The organism is Actinoplanes auranticolor (genome assembly GCF_018332655.1).
Classification (GTDB): domain Bacteria; phylum Actinomycetota; class Actinomycetes; order Mycobacteriales; family Micromonosporaceae; genus Actinoplanes; species Actinoplanes auranticolor.
Map to the genome: position 1 here is coordinate 111,600 of NZ_BOQL01000029.1, position 19,990 is coordinate 131,589.

The 19,990-nt window shown below is 72.5% G+C and carries 20 protein-coding genes; 8 read left to right on the top strand and 12 right to left on the bottom strand.

The genetic code is table 11. From position 1 onward, the window contains the following. Window positions 1–55: 55 nt before the first annotated feature. Window positions 56–964 (bottom strand): S1 family peptidase, encoded by a 909-nt coding sequence (locus Aau02nite_RS19480; RefSeq protein ID WP_212989926.1) that lies wholly within the window; start codon window positions 962–964, stop codon window positions 56–58. A 115-nt stretch (window positions 965–1,079) separates the two neighbouring features. Here Aau02nite_RS19480 and Aau02nite_RS19485 point away from each other — a divergent pair, with 115 nt between their 5' ends. The 4 genes from Aau02nite_RS19485 (at window position 1,080) to Aau02nite_RS19500 (ending at window position 3,920) form a co-directional block, all read left to right on the top strand. Continuing rightward, entirely contained in the window at window positions 1,080–1,739 is a 660-nt protein-coding gene (locus Aau02nite_RS19485; RefSeq protein WP_212989927.1) for a response regulator transcription factor, read from the top strand. After that, window positions 1,736–2,830, top strand: a complete 1,095-nt coding sequence (locus Aau02nite_RS19490; RefSeq protein ID WP_212989928.1) for a sensor histidine kinase — start codon at window positions 1,736–1,738, stop codon at window positions 2,828–2,830. Before Aau02nite_RS19485 ends, Aau02nite_RS19490 begins: the two co-directional genes overlap by 4 nt. Before the next feature lie 69 nt (window positions 2,831–2,899). Further along, entirely contained in the window at window positions 2,900–3,211 is a 312-nt protein-coding gene (locus Aau02nite_RS19495; protein WP_212989929.1) for an ArsR/SmtB family transcription factor, read from the top strand. Beyond that, complete coding sequence (locus tag Aau02nite_RS19500; RefSeq protein ID WP_212989930.1) at window positions 3,198–3,920, top strand: hypothetical protein; 723 nt, start codon at window positions 3,198–3,200, stop codon at window positions 3,918–3,920. The genes Aau02nite_RS19495 and Aau02nite_RS19500 overlap by 14 nt, the downstream gene beginning before the upstream one ends. Window positions 3,921–3,946: 26 nt before the next feature. Here Aau02nite_RS19500 and Aau02nite_RS19505 read toward each other — a convergent pair whose 3' ends face one another. From Aau02nite_RS19505 to hrcA, 9 genes are all read right to left on the bottom strand, one after another. Continuing rightward, entirely contained in the window at window positions 3,947–5,695 is a 1,749-nt protein-coding gene (locus tag Aau02nite_RS19505; protein ID WP_212989931.1) for an ABC transporter ATP-binding protein, read from the bottom strand. Further along, entirely contained in the window at window positions 5,692–7,377 is a 1,686-nt protein-coding gene (locus Aau02nite_RS19510) for an ABC transporter ATP-binding protein (RefSeq protein WP_212989932.1), read from the bottom strand. The genes Aau02nite_RS19505 and Aau02nite_RS19510 overlap by 4 nt, the downstream gene beginning before the upstream one ends. Next, window positions 7,374–7,586 (bottom strand): MbtH family protein, encoded by a 213-nt coding sequence (locus Aau02nite_RS19515; RefSeq protein WP_212989933.1) that lies wholly within the window; start codon window positions 7,584–7,586, stop codon window positions 7,374–7,376. The genes Aau02nite_RS19510 and Aau02nite_RS19515 overlap by 4 nt, the downstream gene beginning before the upstream one ends. 38 nt (window positions 7,587–7,624) lie before the next feature. After that, entirely contained in the window at window positions 7,625–8,419 is a 795-nt protein-coding gene (locus Aau02nite_RS19520) for an ABC transporter ATP-binding protein (protein ID WP_212989934.1), read from the bottom strand. Between the two features lie 8 nt (window positions 8,420–8,427). Then, a complete protein-coding gene (locus tag Aau02nite_RS19525) occupies window positions 8,428–9,471 on the bottom strand; it encodes a FecCD family ABC transporter permease (RefSeq protein ID WP_212989935.1) in 1,044 nt (347 codons plus the stop codon). Continuing rightward, entirely contained in the window at window positions 9,468–10,538 is a 1,071-nt protein-coding gene (locus Aau02nite_RS19530; RefSeq protein WP_212989936.1) for an iron chelate uptake ABC transporter family permease subunit, read from the bottom strand. The genes Aau02nite_RS19525 and Aau02nite_RS19530 overlap by 4 nt, the downstream gene beginning before the upstream one ends. Before the next feature lie 61 nt (window positions 10,539–10,599). Then, the gene (locus Aau02nite_RS19535; protein WP_212989937.1) at window positions 10,600–11,334 is read right to left on the bottom strand and encodes a 16S rRNA (uracil(1498)-N(3))-methyltransferase; all 735 of its coding nucleotides are present in this window, start codon (window positions 11,332–11,334) and stop codon (window positions 10,600–10,602) included. A gap of 30 nt (window positions 11,335–11,364) precedes the next feature. Then, window positions 11,365–12,510, bottom strand: a complete 1,146-nt coding sequence (dnaJ, locus tag Aau02nite_RS19540) for a molecular chaperone DnaJ (protein ID WP_203770907.1) — start codon at window positions 12,508–12,510, stop codon at window positions 11,365–11,367. A gap of 43 nt (window positions 12,511–12,553) precedes the next feature. Then, complete coding sequence (gene hrcA / locus Aau02nite_RS19545) at window positions 12,554–13,576, bottom strand: heat-inducible transcriptional repressor HrcA (RefSeq protein WP_212989938.1); 1,023 nt, start codon at window positions 13,574–13,576, stop codon at window positions 12,554–12,556. Window positions 13,577–13,754: 178 nt separating this feature from the next. On the opposite strand from hrcA, the gene Aau02nite_RS19550 reads away from it, so the two are divergent. Next, window positions 13,755–14,453, top strand: a complete 699-nt coding sequence (locus Aau02nite_RS19550) for a DUF4870 domain-containing protein (RefSeq protein ID WP_212989939.1) — start codon at window positions 13,755–13,757, stop codon at window positions 14,451–14,453. A gap of 40 nt (window positions 14,454–14,493) precedes the next feature. On the opposite strand, the gene hemW is transcribed toward Aau02nite_RS19550, so the two are convergent. Next, complete coding sequence (gene hemW, locus Aau02nite_RS19555; protein ID WP_212989940.1) at window positions 14,494–15,705, bottom strand: radical SAM family heme chaperone HemW; 1,212 nt, start codon at window positions 15,703–15,705, stop codon at window positions 14,494–14,496. Between the two features lie 36 nt (window positions 15,706–15,741). Between hemW and Aau02nite_RS19560 the strand changes: the two genes are divergently transcribed. The 3 genes from Aau02nite_RS19560 to Aau02nite_RS19570 all read left to right on the top strand — a co-directional run bounded on the left by Aau02nite_RS19560 (window position 15,742) and on the right by Aau02nite_RS19570 (window position 19,193). Continuing rightward, window positions 15,742–16,530 (top strand): enoyl-CoA hydratase-related protein, encoded by a 789-nt coding sequence (locus Aau02nite_RS19560; RefSeq protein ID WP_212989941.1) that lies wholly within the window; start codon window positions 15,742–15,744, stop codon window positions 16,528–16,530. Between the two features lie 25 nt (window positions 16,531–16,555). Further along, entirely contained in the window at window positions 16,556–17,416 is an 861-nt protein-coding gene (locus Aau02nite_RS19565) for a hypothetical protein (RefSeq protein WP_212989942.1), read from the top strand. A gap of 124 nt (window positions 17,417–17,540) precedes the next feature. After that, window positions 17,541–19,193, top strand: a complete 1,653-nt coding sequence (locus Aau02nite_RS19570) for a PAS domain-containing protein (protein WP_212989943.1) — start codon at window positions 17,541–17,543, stop codon at window positions 19,191–19,193. Here the strand turns inward: Aau02nite_RS19570 and Aau02nite_RS47865 are convergent. After that, window positions 19,187–19,783, bottom strand: a complete 597-nt coding sequence (locus Aau02nite_RS47865; RefSeq protein WP_212989944.1) for an HAD family hydrolase — start codon at window positions 19,781–19,783, stop codon at window positions 19,187–19,189. The two genes, Aau02nite_RS19570 and Aau02nite_RS47865, sit on opposite strands and share 7 nt — an antisense overlap. Between the last annotated feature and the right edge of the window lie 207 nt (window positions 19,784–19,990).

A 19,990-nucleotide genomic window follows, 5' to 3' on the forward strand; every position in this document is an offset into this window, starting at 1 on the left:
CGGCGAACGGGATGCCGGCCCGGTGCCGGACCTGCGGGAACTGGGGACTCGGCCGTCATCCCCGGGAAGGCGTTGACCTCGGTGACCACCGGCTCGCCGGCCGGCGCCGCCGCGCCAGGAGCACCACGACGACGGCCGCCAGCGCGACGAGGGCGCTCAGGCCGTAGTAGGTCAGGCGACGCTCACCCGAGCCGGGCCCGCTGATCGTGCCGGCGATCCAGCCGGCGAGATTGTCGGTACGGGCACTGAAGTCCGGCCCCGGGTGAGGGCACCGGGGCCCGCCGCTGACCACGGCCACCAGGACCGCGGTCCCGTCCCTCTGCTGCCGGAAGTACGGGCCCCCGGAGTCGTGGGGGCACGGGCTGGTATCCGCACGCGGGGCCTTGCCGGAAGTCTCGATGAGCGAATCACTCGTCGGACCGATGACGAACTGCCCGGTCTGGAGGCGTTTCGCCGGCTCGGAGCCGTCCCCGGCGGTAAGGCCGTACCCGGTCAGCCGGACGACCTCGCCCACCGCGGGCGGCGCGGTGCCGATCCGCAGCGGGGTGATGTCGGTGACGGGGGGATCGATCTCGGCCAGGGCCACGTCGGCGCCTTCAGCCTGGCGTACGGCGACGACCTCGGCCTCGCGCCCCTCCCCGCTGCTCAGATCCGCCCGCCCGATGGTAGCGGTGGTGCGATCAGCTACGGTCCGGCTCACCCGGCGCCCCTCGGCTGAACGGAAGCAGTGCCCCGCGGTGATCACCCAGCGGGGTGCGACCAGAGCACCGGAGCAGGAGCTGTCCCGGGTGCCGGAACCGTCCGTGGGCAGCCCGGTCATGGTCAGCAACACCGTGAACCGGTAGGCGCCGGCGTCCACGTCCTCGCCGTGAGCGATGGCGGACGCCGGCTGGGCGCTCACCGGTGCGACGGCCAGCGCCACGGCCGGCAGAACAGCGATCAGACATCGACGGACAGATCTCATGGGGTGCCATGCTGCGCAAACGCCCGTCCGGAGGACGTCAGCACGGTCCTTATGGAATCTTTATCCCGGCTGTGCCAGCCTGGCGGGCGGTCGAGGACGGCGAGGAGGCGCGGCGTTGCGGGTGCTGGTGGCGGACGACGAGCGGGTACTCGCTGACATGGTGGCCGAGGGGCTGCGTCGGCTCTCCATGGCCGTCGACGTGGTCTACGACGGCGTCGCCGCCTGGGAGAAGCTCGGCGTCAACCGCTACGACGTCGCCGTGCTGGACCGGGACATGCCCGGCAGCACCGGCGACGAGGTGTGCCGGCGGATCGCCGGGGCGGGGCTCGGCACCCGCGTGCTGCTGCTGACCGCCGCCGCCGGGATCCGCGACCGCGTCGAGGGCCTCGGCCTGGGCGCCGACGACTACCTGACCAAGCCGTTCGCCTTCGCCGAGCTCGTCGCGCGGCTGCAGGCGTTGTCCCGGCGCTCGGCTCCGGCGCTGCCCCCGGTGCTGGAGCAGGACGGCATCGTGCTCGATGTGACCCGGCACACCGCTGCCCGCGACGGGCTGGCGTTGTCGCTGTCGCCGAAGGAGTACGCCGTCCTGCACGTGCTCCTGCGCGCCGGCGGTCGCGTGGTCAGCGCCGAGGATCTGCTCGAGCAGGCGTGGGACGAGAACGCCGACCCGTTCACGAACACTGTCCGGACCACCGTCATGACCTTGCGCCGCAAACTGGGCGACCCGCCGGTGATCCACACCGTGCCCAAGGTCGGCTACCGGCTCGGGCCATGAGGTCGCCCTCCCCGGCCCGCCGCATCCTCCTGCTCTGCGGACTCGCCCTCGTCGCCGCGCAGTTCGCCCCGCCGATCGCCGACCAGGTGCTCACCCTGACGCGGGAGTTCGGGGTGTCCTGGTGCGGCCTGGGTGGCCCGCGAGCCCCCGACGCCGACGCCTCGTTCCTCTGCGAGCAGGTCTTCCGGCGGCCCAGCGTGGTGACCGGACCGGTCCTGTTCCTGGTCCTCGCCGGCCTGCTGGCCATGTGTGTCCCGGCGGCACGGTGGTGCCTGCGGCCGGTCCGGGACCTCGTGCCGGTGATCGCGAACGTCGGCCCGCAGAACCTCGGCCACCGGCTGCGCCCCGGTGCCGGCCGGGACGAACTGGCGCTGCTCGGCCGCGCGATCGACGACATGATGGACCGCATCGCCGTCGGGTACGAGGCCCAGCGCCGGTTCGCCGCCGACGCCTCCCACGAGCTGCGCACCCCGCTCGCGGTGCAGCGGACGCTGATCGAGGTGGGCATGGCCCGCGCCCGCACCGAGGACCAGCTCGAGCTGCTCACCGCCCAGCTGCTGGAGACCAACGAACGCAATGAGCGACTGATCGAGGGCCTGCTGGTCCTCGCCGAGAGCGACCGCGGCCTGCTGTCCCGCACACCGCTGCGGCTCGACCTGATCGCCGAGGAGGTGCTCGACGCCCACCGCGCCCGGGCCGCCGAGGCCGGCATCACGATCACCAGCACCCTGCGCCCGCGCCTGGTCCTGGGTGAGCAGGTGCTGCTGGAACGCCTGGTCAGCAACCTCGTGCAGAACGCCGTGACCTACAACCGGCCGGACGGCACCATCGACGTCCAGGTCGGCGACGATCCCGCACTGATCGTCACGAACACCGGTGACGACGTGCCCGTCGACGCGGTGTCCGCCCTGTTCGAGCCGTTCCGCCGGCTGTCCGGTGCCCGCATCCACCAGGGCGGCGGCGCCGGCCTGGGACTGTCGATCGCCCGCTCGATCACCCGGGCCCACGACGGCGTCATCGCGGCGTCGTCCACCGGCCACGACGGTCTGCGCGTCCAGGTCTCATTCCCCGAGGCCGCCGGACCCGCTTAGCTCCGCCGACCGCTCGACACTCCATCGTTATTTTGCTATCTTCCAAAATAACGAAACCCAGGAGTGACGATGACCGACGGCGTGTTCACGGCGCTCGCCCATCCGACCCGCCGAGCGGTCCTGATGCTGTTGCAGCGCAACGGGCCCATGCCCGTCGGCGATATCGCCCAGCAGCTCGGCATCGTGGGCCCGACCCTGTCGGGCCACCTGCGGATCCTGCGCGACGCGGACCTCGTCGCCGCCCAGCGGCAGGGCACCACGATCCGGTACGTCACCAAGCTCTCCGTCCTGGAGGGCGCCCTGACAGAGCTCATGAGCGGGCTGCGCGTCGGCAGCTCCGAAACCTCACCCGAAGGAGCGGACAGCCATGGCAACGACTGAGGTGGGTCACCGGGAGACTGTTCCGGTCACCGGAATCGTGGTGCTGGCCGCCGGCCTCGCCCTCATGACCGCACTGTCCTGGCGCACCGCCGCCGGGCTGCCCGACCCGGTGGTCTTCGCCGGCGCGGGCCGCGACGGTGCCGACACCCAGGCGCCGCGGCTGCTCGTGCTCACCGTGATGCCCTTGCTGGCCCTGGCGATCGGCGGCGTGGGGCTGGCGGCCCAGCGCATCCGCCGACGCGCGGCGTCCATGCTGAAGGTGCCCCTGTGGCGCGACGACCGCACCCACCGCAGATCGATCGACGTGGCCCTGGGGATCCTGACCCCAGTCATGCTGGCGGTGCACCTGACGATGCTGCGAGCAGCCGAGGGCCGGGCCGACTCAGGGCCGGGCTGGATCGCCGCCGCCGTGGCGCTGGTCGTGGTCGTCATCGGCAACATCTGGCCCAAGCAGGCGCCGGCCGTGCCGAGCCTGCTCGGGGGCCGGCTCAGCTCGGGGACCCGGGAACGCGTGGACCAGGCCCTGGAGGCACAGCGCCGGCGCCTGCGCCCCACGGGCATCGCCATGGTGCTCCTCGGTCTGGTGGCACTCGCCTGCGCCTGGTCCGTCCCGCCGGTATCACTCACCCTCTCGTTGACGGCCATCCTGGTGATGGGCGCCGTGCCGCTCATCACCGCCGTCCGGGCCGGAGCCCGGAACGCCGGTTGACGGCGGACCTGAGAGCCGCCCGGCTCTCAGGTCCGCGCGGGAGCGGAGCTGCGGGTCTCCCACGCCGACCACAGCTGCGCGTAGCGGCCCCCCGCCGCGACCAGCTCGCCGTGCGGCCCGGACTCCACGATCTCCCCGTGCTCCAGCACGATGACCCGGTCCGCCGACGCCGCCTGGGTGAGCCGGTGCGCCACGACCAGCACCGTCCGCCCCCGCGTCGCCGCCGCCGCGGCCTCCTCCAGCGCCCGCGCACCCGCGCTGCCGGCCTCAGCCGTCGCCTCGTCCAGCACCGCCACCGCCGGGTCCAGCAGCACCAGCCGGGCCAGCGCCAGCTGCTGCGCCTGTGCGGCAGTCAGTTCGTGGCTGCCGTCACCGACCAGCGTGTCCAGGCCCTCCGGCAGCGCCCGTGCCCAGTGCAGAGCACCCACCGTTTCGAGGGCGGCGGAGACCTCCTCCACGGTCGCTCCCGGGTGGGCCAGCCGCAGATCCTCGATGAGCGGTCCGGCGAAGACGTGCGTCTCCTGGCTGATGATCGCCACGGTCTCGCTCGGCAGCTCGGCCACCGGCACCCCGCCGACCCGCGCCACGCCCTCGTCCGGGCGCAGCACCCCGGCCGCGATGGAGGCCACCGTGGTCTTGCCGGCCCCGGTGGAGCCGACCAGCGCCACCCGCTCCCCCGGCTCCAGCCGGAGGCTGACCTTGCGCAGCACCGGCGTGCGGCCGTCGTAGCTGAAGCTGACCTCGTCCAGGGTCAGCGCCGCGTCGGCCGGCGGCCGGCCCGCGCCGCGCCGCTCGACCGGCATCGTCTCGACCCCGACCAGCCGGGACAGGCTCGCGCCGGCCGCCTGGATCTCGTCGAAGGTGAACAGCAGTGTGGACACCGGGTTGAACAGCCGGTGGAACAGCAGCGCGGCGGCGGAAGCCTGCCCGACGGTCACCGAGCCGTCGCGGACCAGCCAGTAGCCGACCACCAGGATCGCCGCCAGCCCGAAGAACTCGGCCCGGTTGACCCGACCGACGAAGCGGGTGAAGAGCGTGAAGACGCCGACGTCGATGTCGCGCGCCTTGGCCGACGCGGCGTCGATGTCGGCCAGGTGCCGCTGCTCCAGCCGGTACGCGTGCACGGTCCGCAGCCCCTGCATGCTCTCCACCAGCAGCTGCGACCGCTCGGCGACAGCCTTGCGCTCCGCGGCGTAGCGGGGGGCCGACCGGGGCAGGTACCAGCGCAGCGCCACCACGTAGAACGGCACCGCGACGGCGCCGGCCAGCCCGAGCCGCCAGTCGATACCGGCCATGGCCACCAGGCTCAGCACGCCCAGCAGCAGCGCCGAGATCACGTTGGGCAGCACGTCGGAGACGGCCTTGCCGATCGCGGCGATGTCCGCGCCGACCCGGGACAGCAGGTCGCCGCGCCCGGCCCGGTCCAGCACCAGGGCCGGCAGCCGCAACGCGGTCGCGACGGTGCTCTCGCGCAGGTCGGCGAGCATCCGGGCGCCGAGCCGGCCGATCAGGTACGACGACAGCCCGATCGCACCCCCGCCGATCAGCGCGGAGGTGACGATGACGACGGAGATCGACACGATCGCACCCGTGCCGGCACCTTCACGGACCCGGTCGACGAGCATGCCGAGGGCGTACACGGGGACGATCGAGGCCGCGGCCGCGAGCAGGCCGACCAGCAGCGTCCCGGTCACCTCGGCCCGGCGGCCGCGCAGCTCGGCCCACAGCCAGCCGCGGGTCTGCCGGGCGGTCGCGATGGGCAGGATCTGGGTCATCGCAGCACCAACTGTCGGTAGGTCTCGTCGCTCGCGCCCAGCTCCTCGTGCTCACCCTCGGCCGCGACCACGCCGTCGCCGAGGACGACGATGCGGTCGGTGGCCGCGAGCAGCGCCGGGCTGCTGGTGATGACGACGGTGGCGAAGCCGGATTCCGGGCCGTGCCGCAGCGCGCGGATGCCCTGGGCGATGGCGTGCTCGGTGACCGCGTCGACGGCGGTGGTCGGGTCGTGCAGCACCAGCACCGGCGGCCGGGCCAGCAGCGCGCGGGCCAGGGCGATCCGCTGGCGCTGGCCGCCGGAGAGGCTGGCGCCGCGTTCGGCGACGAGCGCGTCGAGCCGCTCCGGCTGGGTGTCCAGCACCTCGTCGGCGGCCGCGGCGCTGAGCACGTCGGCCGGGATCTCCCCGTCGGCGTGCACGCCCACGTTGGCCGCGATCGTCCCGGTGAAGAGGTCGGTGTGGTGCGGCTCGACCAGCAGCAGCCGGCGCGCGTGGGCGCGGTCGACCTGTTCCAGCGGCGAGCCGCCGAGCAGCACGCTGCCGTCGTAGCCGGCGGGGACGCTGAGCAGCTTCACCAGCGCCTCGGCGTCGCCGGGACGGCGGGCCACCACGCCGACGAACTCGCCCGGCCGCACGTGCAGGTCGAGGCCGTCCAGCGGGCCGTGCCGGACACCGGACAGGCGCAGGTCGCACGGGTGCTCGGCGGGCTTGTCGGTGCCTTCCGGCAGCATCAGGCCGGCGTCGGTGACCAGCGCGACCCGGTCCGCGGACGCGCGCGCCTCGGCGATCCAGCTCGGCACCACGGCCAGCGTCCCGAACGGCTCGATGAGGAACTGGGCCAGCCCGATCACCGTGATGAACTGCCCGACGGTGATCCGGCCGGTCAGCGCGAACCAGCCCGCCAGGATGGCGATGCCGCAGGCCAGCAGCGTGCTGAGCACGGTGGAGGCGGTCAGGTAGCCGCCCTGGGTGCGCGACGCGCGCAGCGTCGCCGCCAGCGAGCGGCGGCTGACCACCCGGTAGTTCTCGGCGGCGGCGTCCTGCGCGCCGATGCCGCGCAGCGGCCGCAGCCCGGTGACCAGGTCGGTGGCCAGCGAGGTGGCCCGGCCGGCCTGCTCCTGCTGGTCGGCGACCCGCCGGGTGATCAGCGGCGAGCTGACCTGCAGCAGCACCAGCACCAGCGGGGTGGCGACCAGGACGACCAGGCCCAGCGGTACGGAGATCAGCAGCAGCACCACCGCACTGATCACCGTGGCGACGATGGCACCGGCGATCCGCGGCACGTAGTCCAGCAGGTACGACGTGTTGTCGGCGTCGCTCGTGGACACCGTCAGCAGATCCCCGGCCCGCAGGTCGGTACGCACCCCGCGCGGGTGCAGGATCTTCGCCGAGACCTCCAGGCGCAGCTGGTGACCCTCCTCGGCGATGGCGGCCATGAGCTGCCGCGCGCCGAAGCGGTACGCCGTGGTCAGCAACGTGAACTGCACGGCCAGCACGCCCACCCACAGCAGCAGCTGTCCCAGGTCGCCGGGCGTGACGGCCCGGTCGATGATCACACCGATCAGCACCGGGACGAACGTCTCGCAGGCCTGGTGCACCGCGATCAGGCCGGTGCCGAGCCACAGCCGTTTGGCGTTCCGGGTGGTCGTGCGAAGGAGAATCCGCGCGCCGGACTTACTCACTGGGCCATGCTGTCGCGCAGCGACTTGGGGCGCAGGTCGGTCCAGTTGGCGTCCACGTAGTCGATGGCCTGCTGCCGCGGCGCCGGCCCGAAGACGCTGCGCCAGCCCGACGGGATCTCCTTGAAGGACGGCCAGAGCGAGTGCTGCTCCTCGTCGTTCACGAGGACGTGGAAGGTGCCGTTCTCGTCGTCGAACGGGTTGCTGGACACGACGTCTCCCCACAGGTCGGCCGAAAAGTAAGGTCAGCCTAACCTACGCGCTGGGTCACCTTCGAGCGCGGGATGACCAGCGGCGTACCCGTCTCCGGGTCGTCGATGATCCGGCAGCCCAGCGCGAAGACGTCCTCGACCAGCTCGGCGGTCATGACCTCGCGCGGGTCGCCCTGGGCCACGATCACCCCGGCCTTCATCACCACCAGGTGGTCGGCGTACCGGGCGGCCTGGTTGAGGTCGTGCAGCACCGCGACCATCGTCGTGCCCTGCTCCCGGTTGAGCCGCACGCACAGCTCCAGCAGCTCGATCTGGTGGGCGATGTCCAGGAACGTGGTCGGCTCGTCCAGCAGCACGATCGGCGTCTGCTGGGCCAGCACCATGGCCACCCAGACCCGCTGCCGCTGCCCGCCGGAGAGGGTGTCGACGAGCTCACCGGAGAGGTCCGTCACACCGGTGGCGGCCATCGCGGCGACCACGGCGGTCTCGTCCTCGGCCGACCACTGCCGGATCAGCTTCTGGTGCGGGAACCGGCCACGGGCGACCAGCTCGGCGACGGTGATCCCGTCCGGGGCGATCGACGACTGCGGCAGCAGCCCGAGCCGGCGGGCCACCTCCTTGGCCGGCCGCGCGTGGATGTCGCGGCCGTCCAGCAGCACCTCGCCGGCGCTGGGCTTGAGCAGCCGGGACAGCGCGCGCAGCAGCGTGGACTTGCCGCAGGCGTTGGGCCCGATGATCGCGGTGAAGCGGCTCTGCGGCACCTCGAGGTCGAGGTGCTCGCTGATCGTCCTGCGGTCGTACCCGATGGTGATGTCGCGGGCGGCCAGACTCATCGAGACCCCTAACGTCGCGCCTGGCGGACCAGCAGCCAGACGAAGTAGATGCCACCCACCGACACGGTCACGACCCCGACCGGCAGCTGGGTCGGGGCGAACGCCCGCTGGGCGAGAAAATCACTGAGCATCAGCAGGAAGGCGCCCATGGCGGCCGAGGGCACCAGCGCGATGCCGGGCGTGCGGGTGACACGCTGGGCGAGCTGCGGGGCGGCCAGTGCGACGAAGGCGATGGGACCGGCGGCCGCGGTCGCGACCGCGGTGAGAGCAACCCCGATGACCAGGTACGCGAGCCGCGTCGGTTCCACGCGTACGCCCAGCGCGGCAGCCGCGTCCTCACCCATCTCCAGCAGGGACAGGCGGGGGCCGTACCCGATGAGGAGCAGGCACAGCACGCCGACGGTGACCGCCACCGGGGTGACCTGCGCCCAGCCCAGGCCGTTGAGGCTGCCCTGCCCCCAGAGCAGGGCGGCGAAGGCCGCCTGCAGGTCGACCTTGATGATGAACCACTGGTTGACCGAGGCCAGCATGGCGCTGATCGCGATGCCCACGATGATCAGCCGGAAGCCCTGCACCCCCCGCTTGAAAGCCAGCAGGTAGACGGCGACGGCGGTGGCCAGCCCACCGGCCAGCGCGCCGGCCGCGACCACGTAGTACCCGTTGCCGAACAGGACGGTCACGATCAGCACTCCGGTGTACGCGCCCGTGCTGAAGCCGATGACGTCCGGGCTGCCCAGCGGATTGCGGGTCAGCGCCTGGAAGACGGCCCCGGCCAGCCCGAGCGCGGCGCCGATCACCAGCGCCAGCAGCACCCGCGGCATCCGCCACTCGACGACCACCAGCCGGGCGGCCCGGGTCCCCTCCCCGGACAGGGCCTGCAACACCTCGGCCGGGGTGAGGGTGAACTCACCGGTGCCCAGGGTCAGCACCCCGACGGCGAGCGCGGCCAGCACGAGCACCACGCAGACCAGTGCGGGCCGCAGCGAGACCCGCGCGGACGCGTTGCGGTGCGGGCGCAGCACCACGACCTTGCGGCCGAAGTCGACGCTCACAGGCCACTCACCCGGGCCCGGCGGACCCACCAGATCAGCACGGGCGCGCCGATGAAGGCGGTGACCACGCCGACGCGCAGCTCACCCGGCCGCACCACGAGCCGGCCGACGATGTCGGCGAGCAGCAGCAGCACCGGGCCGCACACCACGGTGTAGACGAAGATCCAGCGCTGGTCCGGGCCGACGATCCAGCGCACCACGTGCGGCACCATCAGCCCGACGAACCCGATCGGCCCGACCGCGGCGGTCGCCGCGCCGGCCAGCAGCATGACCGAGACGGTGGCCAGGACCCGGGTCCGGCCGATCCGGGCGCCGAGGGTACGGGCGAGATCGTCGCCGAGCGCCACGGCGTTCAGCGACCGGGCGACGACCAGGGCGAGCACCGTCCCGGCCAGCACGAACGGCAGGATCGTGGTGGCCACGTCCAGCGGCCGCCCGGCCAGCGAGCCGACGTCCCAGAACCGCAGGTAGTCGAAGGCGCGGGGACGCACGAGCCGGATGCCGCCGGAGATGCCGTCCATGACGGCACCCAGCGCCACGCCGGCGAGGGTGAGGCGGATCGGGGTGGCACCGCCGCGCCCGGTGGACCCGAGCAGGTAGACCAGGGTGAGCGCGAACGCGACGCCGGCGAACCCGAACCACATGTACTGGGTGAGGCTGGTCAGGCCGAGCACCCCGACCGCGAACACCACGAACAGCCCGGCGCCGGCGTTGATGCCGAGGATCTGGGTGTCGGCGAGCGGGTTGCGGGTGACGGCCTGGATGACCGCGCCGGACAGTCCGAAGGCGACGCCGGCCAGCAGCCCGAGCACGGTCCGCGGCACCCGCAGGTCCCGCACGATCGACTGGTCGTCGGTGTCGGTGAAGTGGAAGAACGCGTCCCAGACGGCGCCCGGGGAGATGGTGCGGGTGCCCAGCGCGAGGCTCAGTAGGCAGACCACAGCCAGCACGCCCAGACAGATCAGCAGGCCCAGGGTGCGGCGGGTCTGGGTCGCGGCGAGCCCGGCGGCGGCCGGAACGGCCTTCGGTCCCGGTCGCACCGGGGCGGGCGTCCGCGTCAGCACCATGCCGCGAAGCTTAGGCTAACCTTCCTTACCCGTCACCATCCGGTTGTCGCCGGCGCCGTCGTCACCAGCGCTCCAGGCGGGCGGAGAGCACGGCGAGTGCGGCCATCCCGGCGGTGGAAGTGCGCAGCACGGACTCCCCGAGCCGCACCGGCTGCGCCCCGGCCGCGACGAAGGACCCCAGCTCCTGATCGCTGATCCCGCCCTCGGGCCCGACGACCAGCACGATGTCCCCGGCGTCGGGCAGCTTGGCCTGACTGAGCCGGTCCGTGGCCTCCTCGTGCAGCACGAACGCGGCGGCGGCCGCGGAGAGCAGCCCGGAGGCCTTCTTGGTGGAGACGTCGGGGCTGCCGGAGACCACGGGCAGCCACGGACGCCGGGCCTGCTTGGCCGCCTCCCGCGTGGTGCTGACCCACTTCTCGCGGGCTTTGACGCCGCGGTCACCGCGCCACTGGGCGACCGACCGGGAGGCGGCCCACGGCACGATCTCGTCCACGCCGATCTCGGTCATGGCCTGCACCGCGAGCTCACCACGGTCGCCCTTGGCGATGCCCTGCACCACCACGAGCCGGGGATCCGGCGCGGCGACGAAGTCCCGCTGGGTGACCTCGACGTCGATGCTGCCCCGGCCGACCCCGGTCACCTCGGCGACAGCGGTCCCGCCCCGCCCGTCCCCGAGCAGCAGCACCTCACCGGCCCGCAGCCGCTGCACGGTGGCGGCGTGATGCCCCTCCGCACCGGCGAGCGTGAACCGCTTGCCACCGGGCAGGTCGTCAACGAGGAAAAGAGGCGCAGACACGCGCTCACGCTAGCCGAACGCTGCCCGGTCTCAGTGTCCGTTGAAGGCGTCGCGCATGCGGGAGAAGAATCCGCCCTGTTTGCTCAGCTCGGCGATGTCCTCACCCCGGGTCTTGGCGAAGTCGCGCAGCATCCGCTCCTGGTCGGCCGTCAGCTTGGTCGGCGTCTTCACGTCCAGGTGCACGAACAGTTCGCCCCGGCCCTGACCGCGCAGGTGCGGCACGCCCTTGCCCCGGATGCGCAGCGTCGAGGCCGGCTGGGTGCCCGGCTTGACCTCGATGTTCTCCTCGCTGTCCAGCGTCTTGATGGTCAGCCGGGTGCCGAGCGCGGCGGCCGTCATCGGCAGCGTCACCCGGCAGTGCAGGTCGTCGCCCTTGCGGGAGTAGACGTCGTGGGGGCGTTCGTGGATCTCCACGTACAGGTCACCGGCCGTGCCGCCGCCCGGGCCGACCTCGCCCTGCTGGGCCAGGCGGATGCGCATGCCGTCCTCGACGCCGGCCGGGATCTTCACGGTCAGCGAGCGGCGGGTGCGGATCCGGCCGTCGCCGGCGCAGGTCGGGCAGGGCTGCGGGATCACCGTGCCGTGACCCTGGCAGACCTGGCACGGGCGGGACGAGACGACCTGGCCGAGGAAGGTGCGCTGGACCGACTGGACCTCGCCCCGGCCACCGCAGGTCTCGCAGGTGGCCAGGTGGGTGCCGGGTGCGGTGCCCGCGCCGGAGCACTGGGTGCACAGCACCGCGGTGTCGACCGTGATCGGGGCCTCGACGCCGAACGCCGTCTCCACCAGGTCGAGCTCCAGGCGCAGGATCGCGTCGGCGCCGGGCCGGGTGCGCGGGCGCGGTCCCCGGGAACCGCCGCCGGCGGCCGTGCCGAAGAACGCGTCCATGATGTCCTGGAAACCGACGAACGGGCCCGCCCCGCCGGGGCCACCCGGTCCGCCCGCGCCGCCACCGCCGGGGGCCAGCGGGTCACCACCGAGGTCGACGATCTGCCGCTTCTGGTCGTCCGAGAGGACCTCGTACGCCGCGTTGATGTCCTTGAACTTCTCGTGCGCCTCGGGGTCGGGATTGACGTCCGGGTGGTATTGACGGGCCAGCTTGCGGTAAGCGCGCTTGATCTCGTCGTCGGTGGCTTCCCGGCTGATCCCGAGAATTCCGTAATAGTCCTTGGCCACAGGGGTTCGAGTCCTCATGTCTGCCCAGCGCTGAGCGGTTCCGTCAGTTTTGTGCCAGCAAATCGCCAACGTAGCGTGCCACGGCTCGTACCGTGGCGATGGTGCCGGGGTAATCCATCCGGGTCGGCCCGAGCACGCCGAGCCCACCAACGATTGTCGTACCCGGTCCGTAACCCGTGCTGACCACCGAGGCCGCCCGCAGGTTGTCGATCTCGTTCTCGTCGCCGATCCGGACCCGGGTGGTGCTCGGCTCCACCTCACCGATGAGCTTGAGCAGGATGACCTCCTCCTCAAGCGCCTCCAGGACCGGCCGCAGCGAGCCCTGGAAGTCCAGCACGCCGCCGCGGGTGAGGTTCGCCGTACCCGCCAGAGCGAGGCGTTCCTCACTGCGCTCGACCAGAGTCTCCAGCAGCACCGAGGCGACGCAGGCCATCGTGTTGCGCTTCTCCGGGGCGCACTCGTCGACCAGGGTCTGCACCAGCGGCGGGGTGTCGGCGAGCTTCTGCCCGGTGAGCTTGGCGTTGATCACGCGGCGCATGTCGAGCACGTCGTCGCCGGGGGTCGGCCCGGGCAGCTCCACCAGGCGTTGCTCGACCCGGCCGGTGTCGGCGATCATCACCAGCATGACGCGGGTGGTGGAGATCGGGACCAGCTCCAGGTGACGCACCGAGGAGCGGGCCAGGCTCGGATACTGCACGACGGCGACCTGGCGGGTGAGCTGCGCGAGCAGGCGCACCGTGCGGTGCACCACGTCGTCGAGGTCGACCGCGCCGACCAGGAAACGCTCGATGGCGCGGCGCTCGGCCGGGCTCAGGGCCTTGACCCGGGAGAGCCGGTCGACGAAGAGCCGGTAGCCGGCGTCGGTGGGCACCCGGCCGGCACTGGTGTGCGGCTGCCGGATGTAGCCCTCCTCCTCCAGCACGGCCATGTCGTTGCGGACCGTGGCCGGCGAGACGCCGAGCTGGTGGCGCTCGACCAGGGCCTTGCTGCCCACCGGCTCCTGGGTGGCGACGTAGTCCTCGACGATGGCGCGGAGTACTTCGAGTTTGCGGTCGTCGAGACTCATGTCGTATCCCTCCACTCTCGTCTGGCACTCCGCGAAGTCGAGTGCCAGTCTACGTCGCCCGCGCCCGCCGCGCGATGATCAGCTGTCAGGGCCCACGCCACTTAGCCGACTGTCTATTCTCCGACGTCACCCGGGTGTTGCCCTCGCCTCGTTCGACGTGCGGTCCTACCGTGTGCGCATGACTGAACCGCCGCGTCCGCCCGGTGAGGGAAATCCTTCGGACCCCACCGCGCCGCTCAACCCATATCCGGGTAACGATCCGAACTCCGGATCGGCCCCGCCCCCGGCGTACGGCTCACCGCAGCCGCCCGCCTACGGCACCCCGCCGCAGCAGCCGCCGACCTACGGCACCCCGCCGCCCACCTCGGGTGCCGGTGGTTACGGCCCGCCGCCCAGTTCCGGTGCCGGTGGCTACGGCCCGCCGCCCGGCTCGGGTGCCGGCGGCTACGGCCCGCCGCCCGGTGGCACCCCGTACGGCCCTCCCGGCGCCTACGGCCAGCAGCCCGGCGGATACCCGCCGGGTGGTTACGCGCCGGGCAACGACGACAAGACGTGGATCCTGGTCGCCCACTTCGGCGGCGCGGCCGGCGCGTTCCTCGGTGGCGGCTGCTCCGGCTGGATCGCGCCGCTGGTCGCGCTGCTGGCCAAGGGCAACCAGTCCCCGGCCGTGCGGGCCGAGGCGGTCAAGGCGCTGAACTTCCAGATCCTGTGGTCGATCATCGCCGTCGTCGGCTGGGTGCTGACCTGCATCGTGATCGGCTTCTTCGTCGGCATCGCGGCCTGGGCGATCGCCACGATCTTCGGCATCGTCGCCGGCGTGAAGGCGAACAACAACGAGCCGTACAACTACCCGATGACGGTCTCGCTCATCAAGTAGCGCGCCCGATGGCGCCGGGCCCGGCCCGGCGCCATCGGCGTTACGGCAGCAGGTCGCGGATCACGGCGTCGGCCAGCAGCCGGCCGCGCAGGGTGAGGACCACCCGGCCGGCCTCGTACGCCGCCGGGTCCAGCAGGCCGTCGGCCAGGGCCCGGACCGCGCCGGTCAGCCCGGAGGCGTCCAGCGCGGTGAGCGGCAGGCCCTCGCGCAGGCGTACGCGCAACATCACGTCCTCGACGTGCCGGTCCTCGTCGGTGAGGATCTCCCGGCCCTGCCCGGGCGACAGACCCGCTTCCACCCGCTTGGCGTACGCGGCCGGGTGCTTGACGTTCCACCAGCGCACCCCGCCGACGTGGCTGTGCGCGCCCGGCCCGAGCCCCCACCAGTCACCGCCGGTCCAGTACAGGAGGTTGTGCCGGCAGCGCGCGTCCGGCGTCGTCGCCCAGTTCGACACCTCGTACCAGGAGAAACCCGCCCCGCCCAGCGCCGCCTCCGCGGCCAGGTAGCGGTCGGCGGCCACGTCGTCCTCCGGGTACGGCAGCTCGCCACGGCGCATCCGGGCCGCCATCCGCGTCCCGTCCTCGACGATCAGCGAGTACGCGCTGACGTGGTCCACCCCCGCGTCGAGCACGGCCGCCAGCGACCGTTCGAAGTCCTCCGGCGTCTCCCCCGGCGTCCCGTAGATCAGATCCAGGTTGACGTGGTCGAAGCCGGCCTCGCGGGCCTCGATCGCGGCCTGCGGCGCCCGCCCGGCGGTGTGCCGGCGCTCCAGGATCTGCAGCACCGCCGGAGCGGCCGACTGCATCCCGAGCGAGATCCGGGTGTAGCCGGCCTTGCGCAGCGCCTGCAGCGACCGCGGCGTCACCGACTCGGGGTTGGCCTCGGTGGTGATCTCGGCGCCGGCCGCCAGTCCCCAGGTCTGGTCGATGCCCTCGAGGATCCGGCCCAGGTCGGCCGGATCGAGCAGGGTCGGCGTGCCGCCACCGACGAAGACGGTGTCGACGGGCGCGCCGGTGACCGAGGCGGCCAGCTTCAGCTCGGCCAGGACCGCGTCGGCGTAGCCCTCGCGGCTGGCTCCCCCGCCCAGCTCGCTCGCCGTGTACGTGTTGAAGTCGCAGTACCCGCAGCGGCTGGCGCAGAACGGGACGTGGACGTAGACCCCGAAGCCGCGTCCGCCGACGTCGCGCAGGGCACTGTCGGGCAGCGAGCCGTCACTCGGTACGGGCTCGCCCTCGGGCGCGGGACCAGGCATCCGTCAAGTGTGCACGTACACCGTTAGGGTTCCGGCATGGAGTTGGTCCGTACCGTCACCGCCGCCGGGGTGACCACCGTGACGCTGGACAGCCCGGCGAACCGTAATGCGCTCTCCTCGCTGCTGATGCGCGAGCTGCTGGAGGCGCTGAACGCCGCCGTCACCGATCCGGCCGTCCGGGCGGTGGTGATCTCGCACACCGGTCCGGTCTTCTGCTCGGGGGCCGACCTGAAGGAGACCGCCGAGGCCCGCGAGACCGGCAGGATCCCCGCCGAGCTGCTGGCCGACGTGCTCGCCGCGATCTGGGAGTTCCCCAAGCCGGTGCTGGCCCGGATCGCCGGTCCGGCGCGCGCGGGCGGGCTGGGCCTGATCGCGGCGGCCGACATCGCGGTCTGCGCCCGGACGGCGACGTTCGCGTTCTCCGAGGTGCGCCTGGGCGTGATCCCGGCCGTGATCAGTGCCACCGTGCTGCCCCGGCTCGCGCCCCGGGCCGCCGCCGAGCTCTATCTCACCGGCGACGTCTTCGACGGGGTACGGGCGGCCGAGGTCGGGCTGGTCACCGCGGCCGTGGAGCCGGACGGGCTGGACGCGGCCGTCACGGCGTACACGGAGTCCCTGGTCCGGGGTGGTCCGCTGGCCCTGGCCGGCACCAAGCAGTTGCTGCGCCGCCGGCCGGCCGAGACGGTGCGCGCCGACCTGGCCGAGCTGTCCGCGCGCTCGGCCGGCTACTTCCGGTCGGCCGAGGGCCGCGAGGGGGTCGCGGCCTTCCGCGAGAAGCGTCCGGCCTCCTGGGTACCGGTGACACAGGAGACGGGCACTCGTTGATTACTCTTGTCCCCCGACGGAGGGAGTGTGCGTGCGGAGAAAGCCGGTAGTCCTGGTCGTTCTGCTCGCGCTCCTCGGCGCCCTCGGCGTGGTCGTGGCCGTCAACTCCATCGGCGGCCGGATCAAACTGCCGCAGCTCGGCCCGGAATGCATCGTGCGCGCCGACGGCGAGGTCGCCCTCGACCTCGTGCAGATGGCCAACGCCGCCACGATCACCGCCGTCGGCCTGCGGCGCAAGATGCCCGAGCAGGCCGTGGTGATCGCGCTGGCGACCGCGTTCCAGGAGTCCAAGCTGGAGAATCTGGACACCGGCGACCGCGACTCGGTCGGGCTCTTCCAGCAGCGCCCCAGCCAGGGCTGGGGCACGCCGGAGAAGATCCAGGACCCGAGGTACGCGGCGGGCAAGTTCTACTCCGCCCTCAAGAAGGTCAAGGGCTGGCAGCAGATGCGGGTCACCGACGCGGCACAGAAGGTGCAGCGGTCGGCCTACCCGAACGCGTACGAGAAGTGGGCCGACGAATCCGCTGTGCTGGCCAAGGCTCTCACCGGCCGGGCCACCGGCGCGGTCGAGTGCACGGTGAACGGCGAGCCGGCCCTGCGCGGAGCCACCGCCGCGGCCGCGCTGGCCGAGGGCATGCGGCTGGACTGGGGCAAGGGCCTCAACACCATCGAGGCGACCCAGAGCGGCGGCCTGACCGTCGCGGTCAAGGACGTCAACGTCGGCTGGCGGTACGCCCACTGGCTCGTCTCGCACGCCAGCGGCACGGGTGTGGAGCGGGTGCGGTTCGCCGACCGGGAATGGACCGCCCTCGACGGTAAGTGGCAGCCCGTAACCGGCGGCGAGGGCGCGGGCAACGACACCGTGATCGCTGAGGTCTTCAGCTAGGCGATCAGCCTTCATATTCACGTTTATTCATGCCCCGAAGAGTCACGATCACGATGTTGCCTGGTCATAGCGCTGCGTATACATCGACGTGGACAGACAGCGACCGGACTGGTACTAGTTAGTCGTGCTCCAAGCCATCGAGTGGATCCATCTGGGAGCCGTCGGCGTCGCCGCGATCATCTTCGGGATATGCCGGCACAAGCCCGCCCGGATCGGGCCTTGGCTGCTGCTGGCCGCCTCCGTCGTCGCCGTTGCCATCGGCGACGTCCTGCACGCGCTCAACGAGTATCCCGCCGCCGACGTCGCCTACCTGGCCATGTTCGCCCTGATCGCGCTGTCCCTGCTGCAGCTGACCCGGGCGGGCGCGATCTTCATGGACCGGGCCCGGCTGATCGACCTCGTGGCCTTCGCCTGCGCGGCCATGCTGGTGGTCTGGGTCTTCCTGATCAGTGGCATCAGCTGGCTGGGCGGGATCGCACCGGAGGACATGCTCGGTGCCCTGCTGCTCGTCGGCATCTGCGCCCGGCTCATCGTGGCGGTCTGGTTCAACTGGTCGGCGGTGCTGCTGGGCGTCGGGGCGGTGGGCATCCTGGCCAGCGACATCGCGTACTCGCTGGCGCCGAGCACGTGGTCCGAGGCCGGCTACATGCTGCTGTACCTGGCCTGGGGCGGCGCGGCGCTGCACCCGTCGATGGTCCAGCTGACGACTCCGCTGCCGATCCGGCCCAAGCCGTGGCAGGGCCGCTGGGCGACCCTGCTGGGCGTGTCGGTGGCCACGCCGCCGCTGGTGCTGCTCGTCGAGGCGCTGCAGGGCGAGGTCCGCGACGGCGTGGTCATCGCGGTGGCGGGCGCCCTGACGGTGGTGCTGGCCTTCACCCGGCTCGCCGACTCCGCGGCGCAGAACAGCCAGGCACTGACCCGGGAGCGGGTGTTGCGCGAGGCCAGCGCGGCGCTGGTGGCGGCGACCGACGACGCCACGGTGGACGAGGTGGTCCGCACGGCGGTGACCCAGCTGCTGCCGCCGCACGACGTGCAGCGCATCGTGTTCGCCACCGACGACCGCCAGCTCACCCTGCAGGCCCTGCCGGCGGCGGCGACGAACCCCCGCCCGCGCAGCTGGTGGCTGGACGACGAGAAGAAGCCGGACGCCAACCCGGCCGAGGGAACGCTGGTCTGTCCGCTGTGGCTGGAGCCACTGGCGGTGGCCCGCCCGAGCGGCGGGGCCCTGGTGCTGGCGGGCCGCCGGGACATGCTGACGGTGAGCCGCGACGCCCTGGAGGTGCTGGCCGGCCAGGCGGCGCTGGCACTGGACCGGATCTCCCTGGTGGAGGCGGTCGGCCGCCGCGACAGCGACCTGTACCTGCGGGCGGTGATCCGCAACACCGCGGACATCATGCTGGTCATCGACGAGGACCAGCAGATCCGGTACGCGAGCCCGGCCCTGCACGAACTGATCGGCCAGGAGGAGCTCCCGCCGTTCGCAAACCTGCCCGACCTTGTCCACCCGGACGACCGCGGCCAGATCCGCCGAGCCCTGCGCGACGAGGGCGACGGGTTGGTCTACTGCGCGCTGCAGCGGGCGGACGAGACCCAGGTGATGGTCGAGGCAACGTACCGCGACCTGCGCGAGGACCGCCTGGTCCAGGGGTACGTGGTGACGATGCGCAAGGTGACGAAGCCCCAGGACCCGGTGGAACAGGTGCCGCACCTGGAACACGTGGACGAGCTCCCGGCCTGGGTGAACCGCCGCAGCGCCCAGCACAAGTTCCGCTACTGAGAAAGCTCCCGCAGCGACGTGATCCACGGCGTGGCGGCCGGCGGCTCCGCCCCGGGCTCACGAACCAGCGTGACGCCCTGATAACCGAGCCGGATGGCCGCGCCGACGAGGTCGGGGTCGTCATCGACGAAAAGGCAGTCGGCGGGCGCCAGCCCGAGCGCGTCACTGCCGGCCCGGTACATCCGCGGATCAGGCTTACGGCACCCGAGCACGGCCGAGATGACCAGGGTCACGAAGTAGTCCCGCAGCCCGAGCCGCCGGAAAAGGTCATCCAGATCCGGCCACGAATCAGAGACGACGGCCATCGGCACCCCGTCGGCGTGCAGCCGGGCCAGAACGTCCCGAACCTCGGGTAGGTCTCGACGGGAAGCCCGGCGGTGGGCTGCTCGAGCTCGGCGAGCAGCTCGGAGGTGGGTGCGACGACGCCGAGAGCGCGCAGGATGGCCCGGTGGTAGCCGGTCCGGTCGGCGGTGCCTGAGGCGGTGTCGAGCACCACCTGGCCGGCGGCGAAGGCGGCGGGCAGAGCATCGTCCGGGATGCCGGGGACATGGCGGGCGAGGACCTGCTCGAAGTCGTACCGGGGATTCCACCGGCCGCCGACCGGTCCGATCAGCACGCCGCCGGCATCAAGCAGAAGCCCTCGAACACCCACCACCCCAACCTAGGACAAGCCCGGCCGGGCAGGGAAAGCCCGAGTGAAGGGAAGCCCGGCCCGCAAGGGAAGCCCGGCCCGCAAGGGAAGCCCGGCCCGCAAGGGAAGCCCGGCCCGCAAGGGAAGCCCGGCCCGCAAGGGAAGC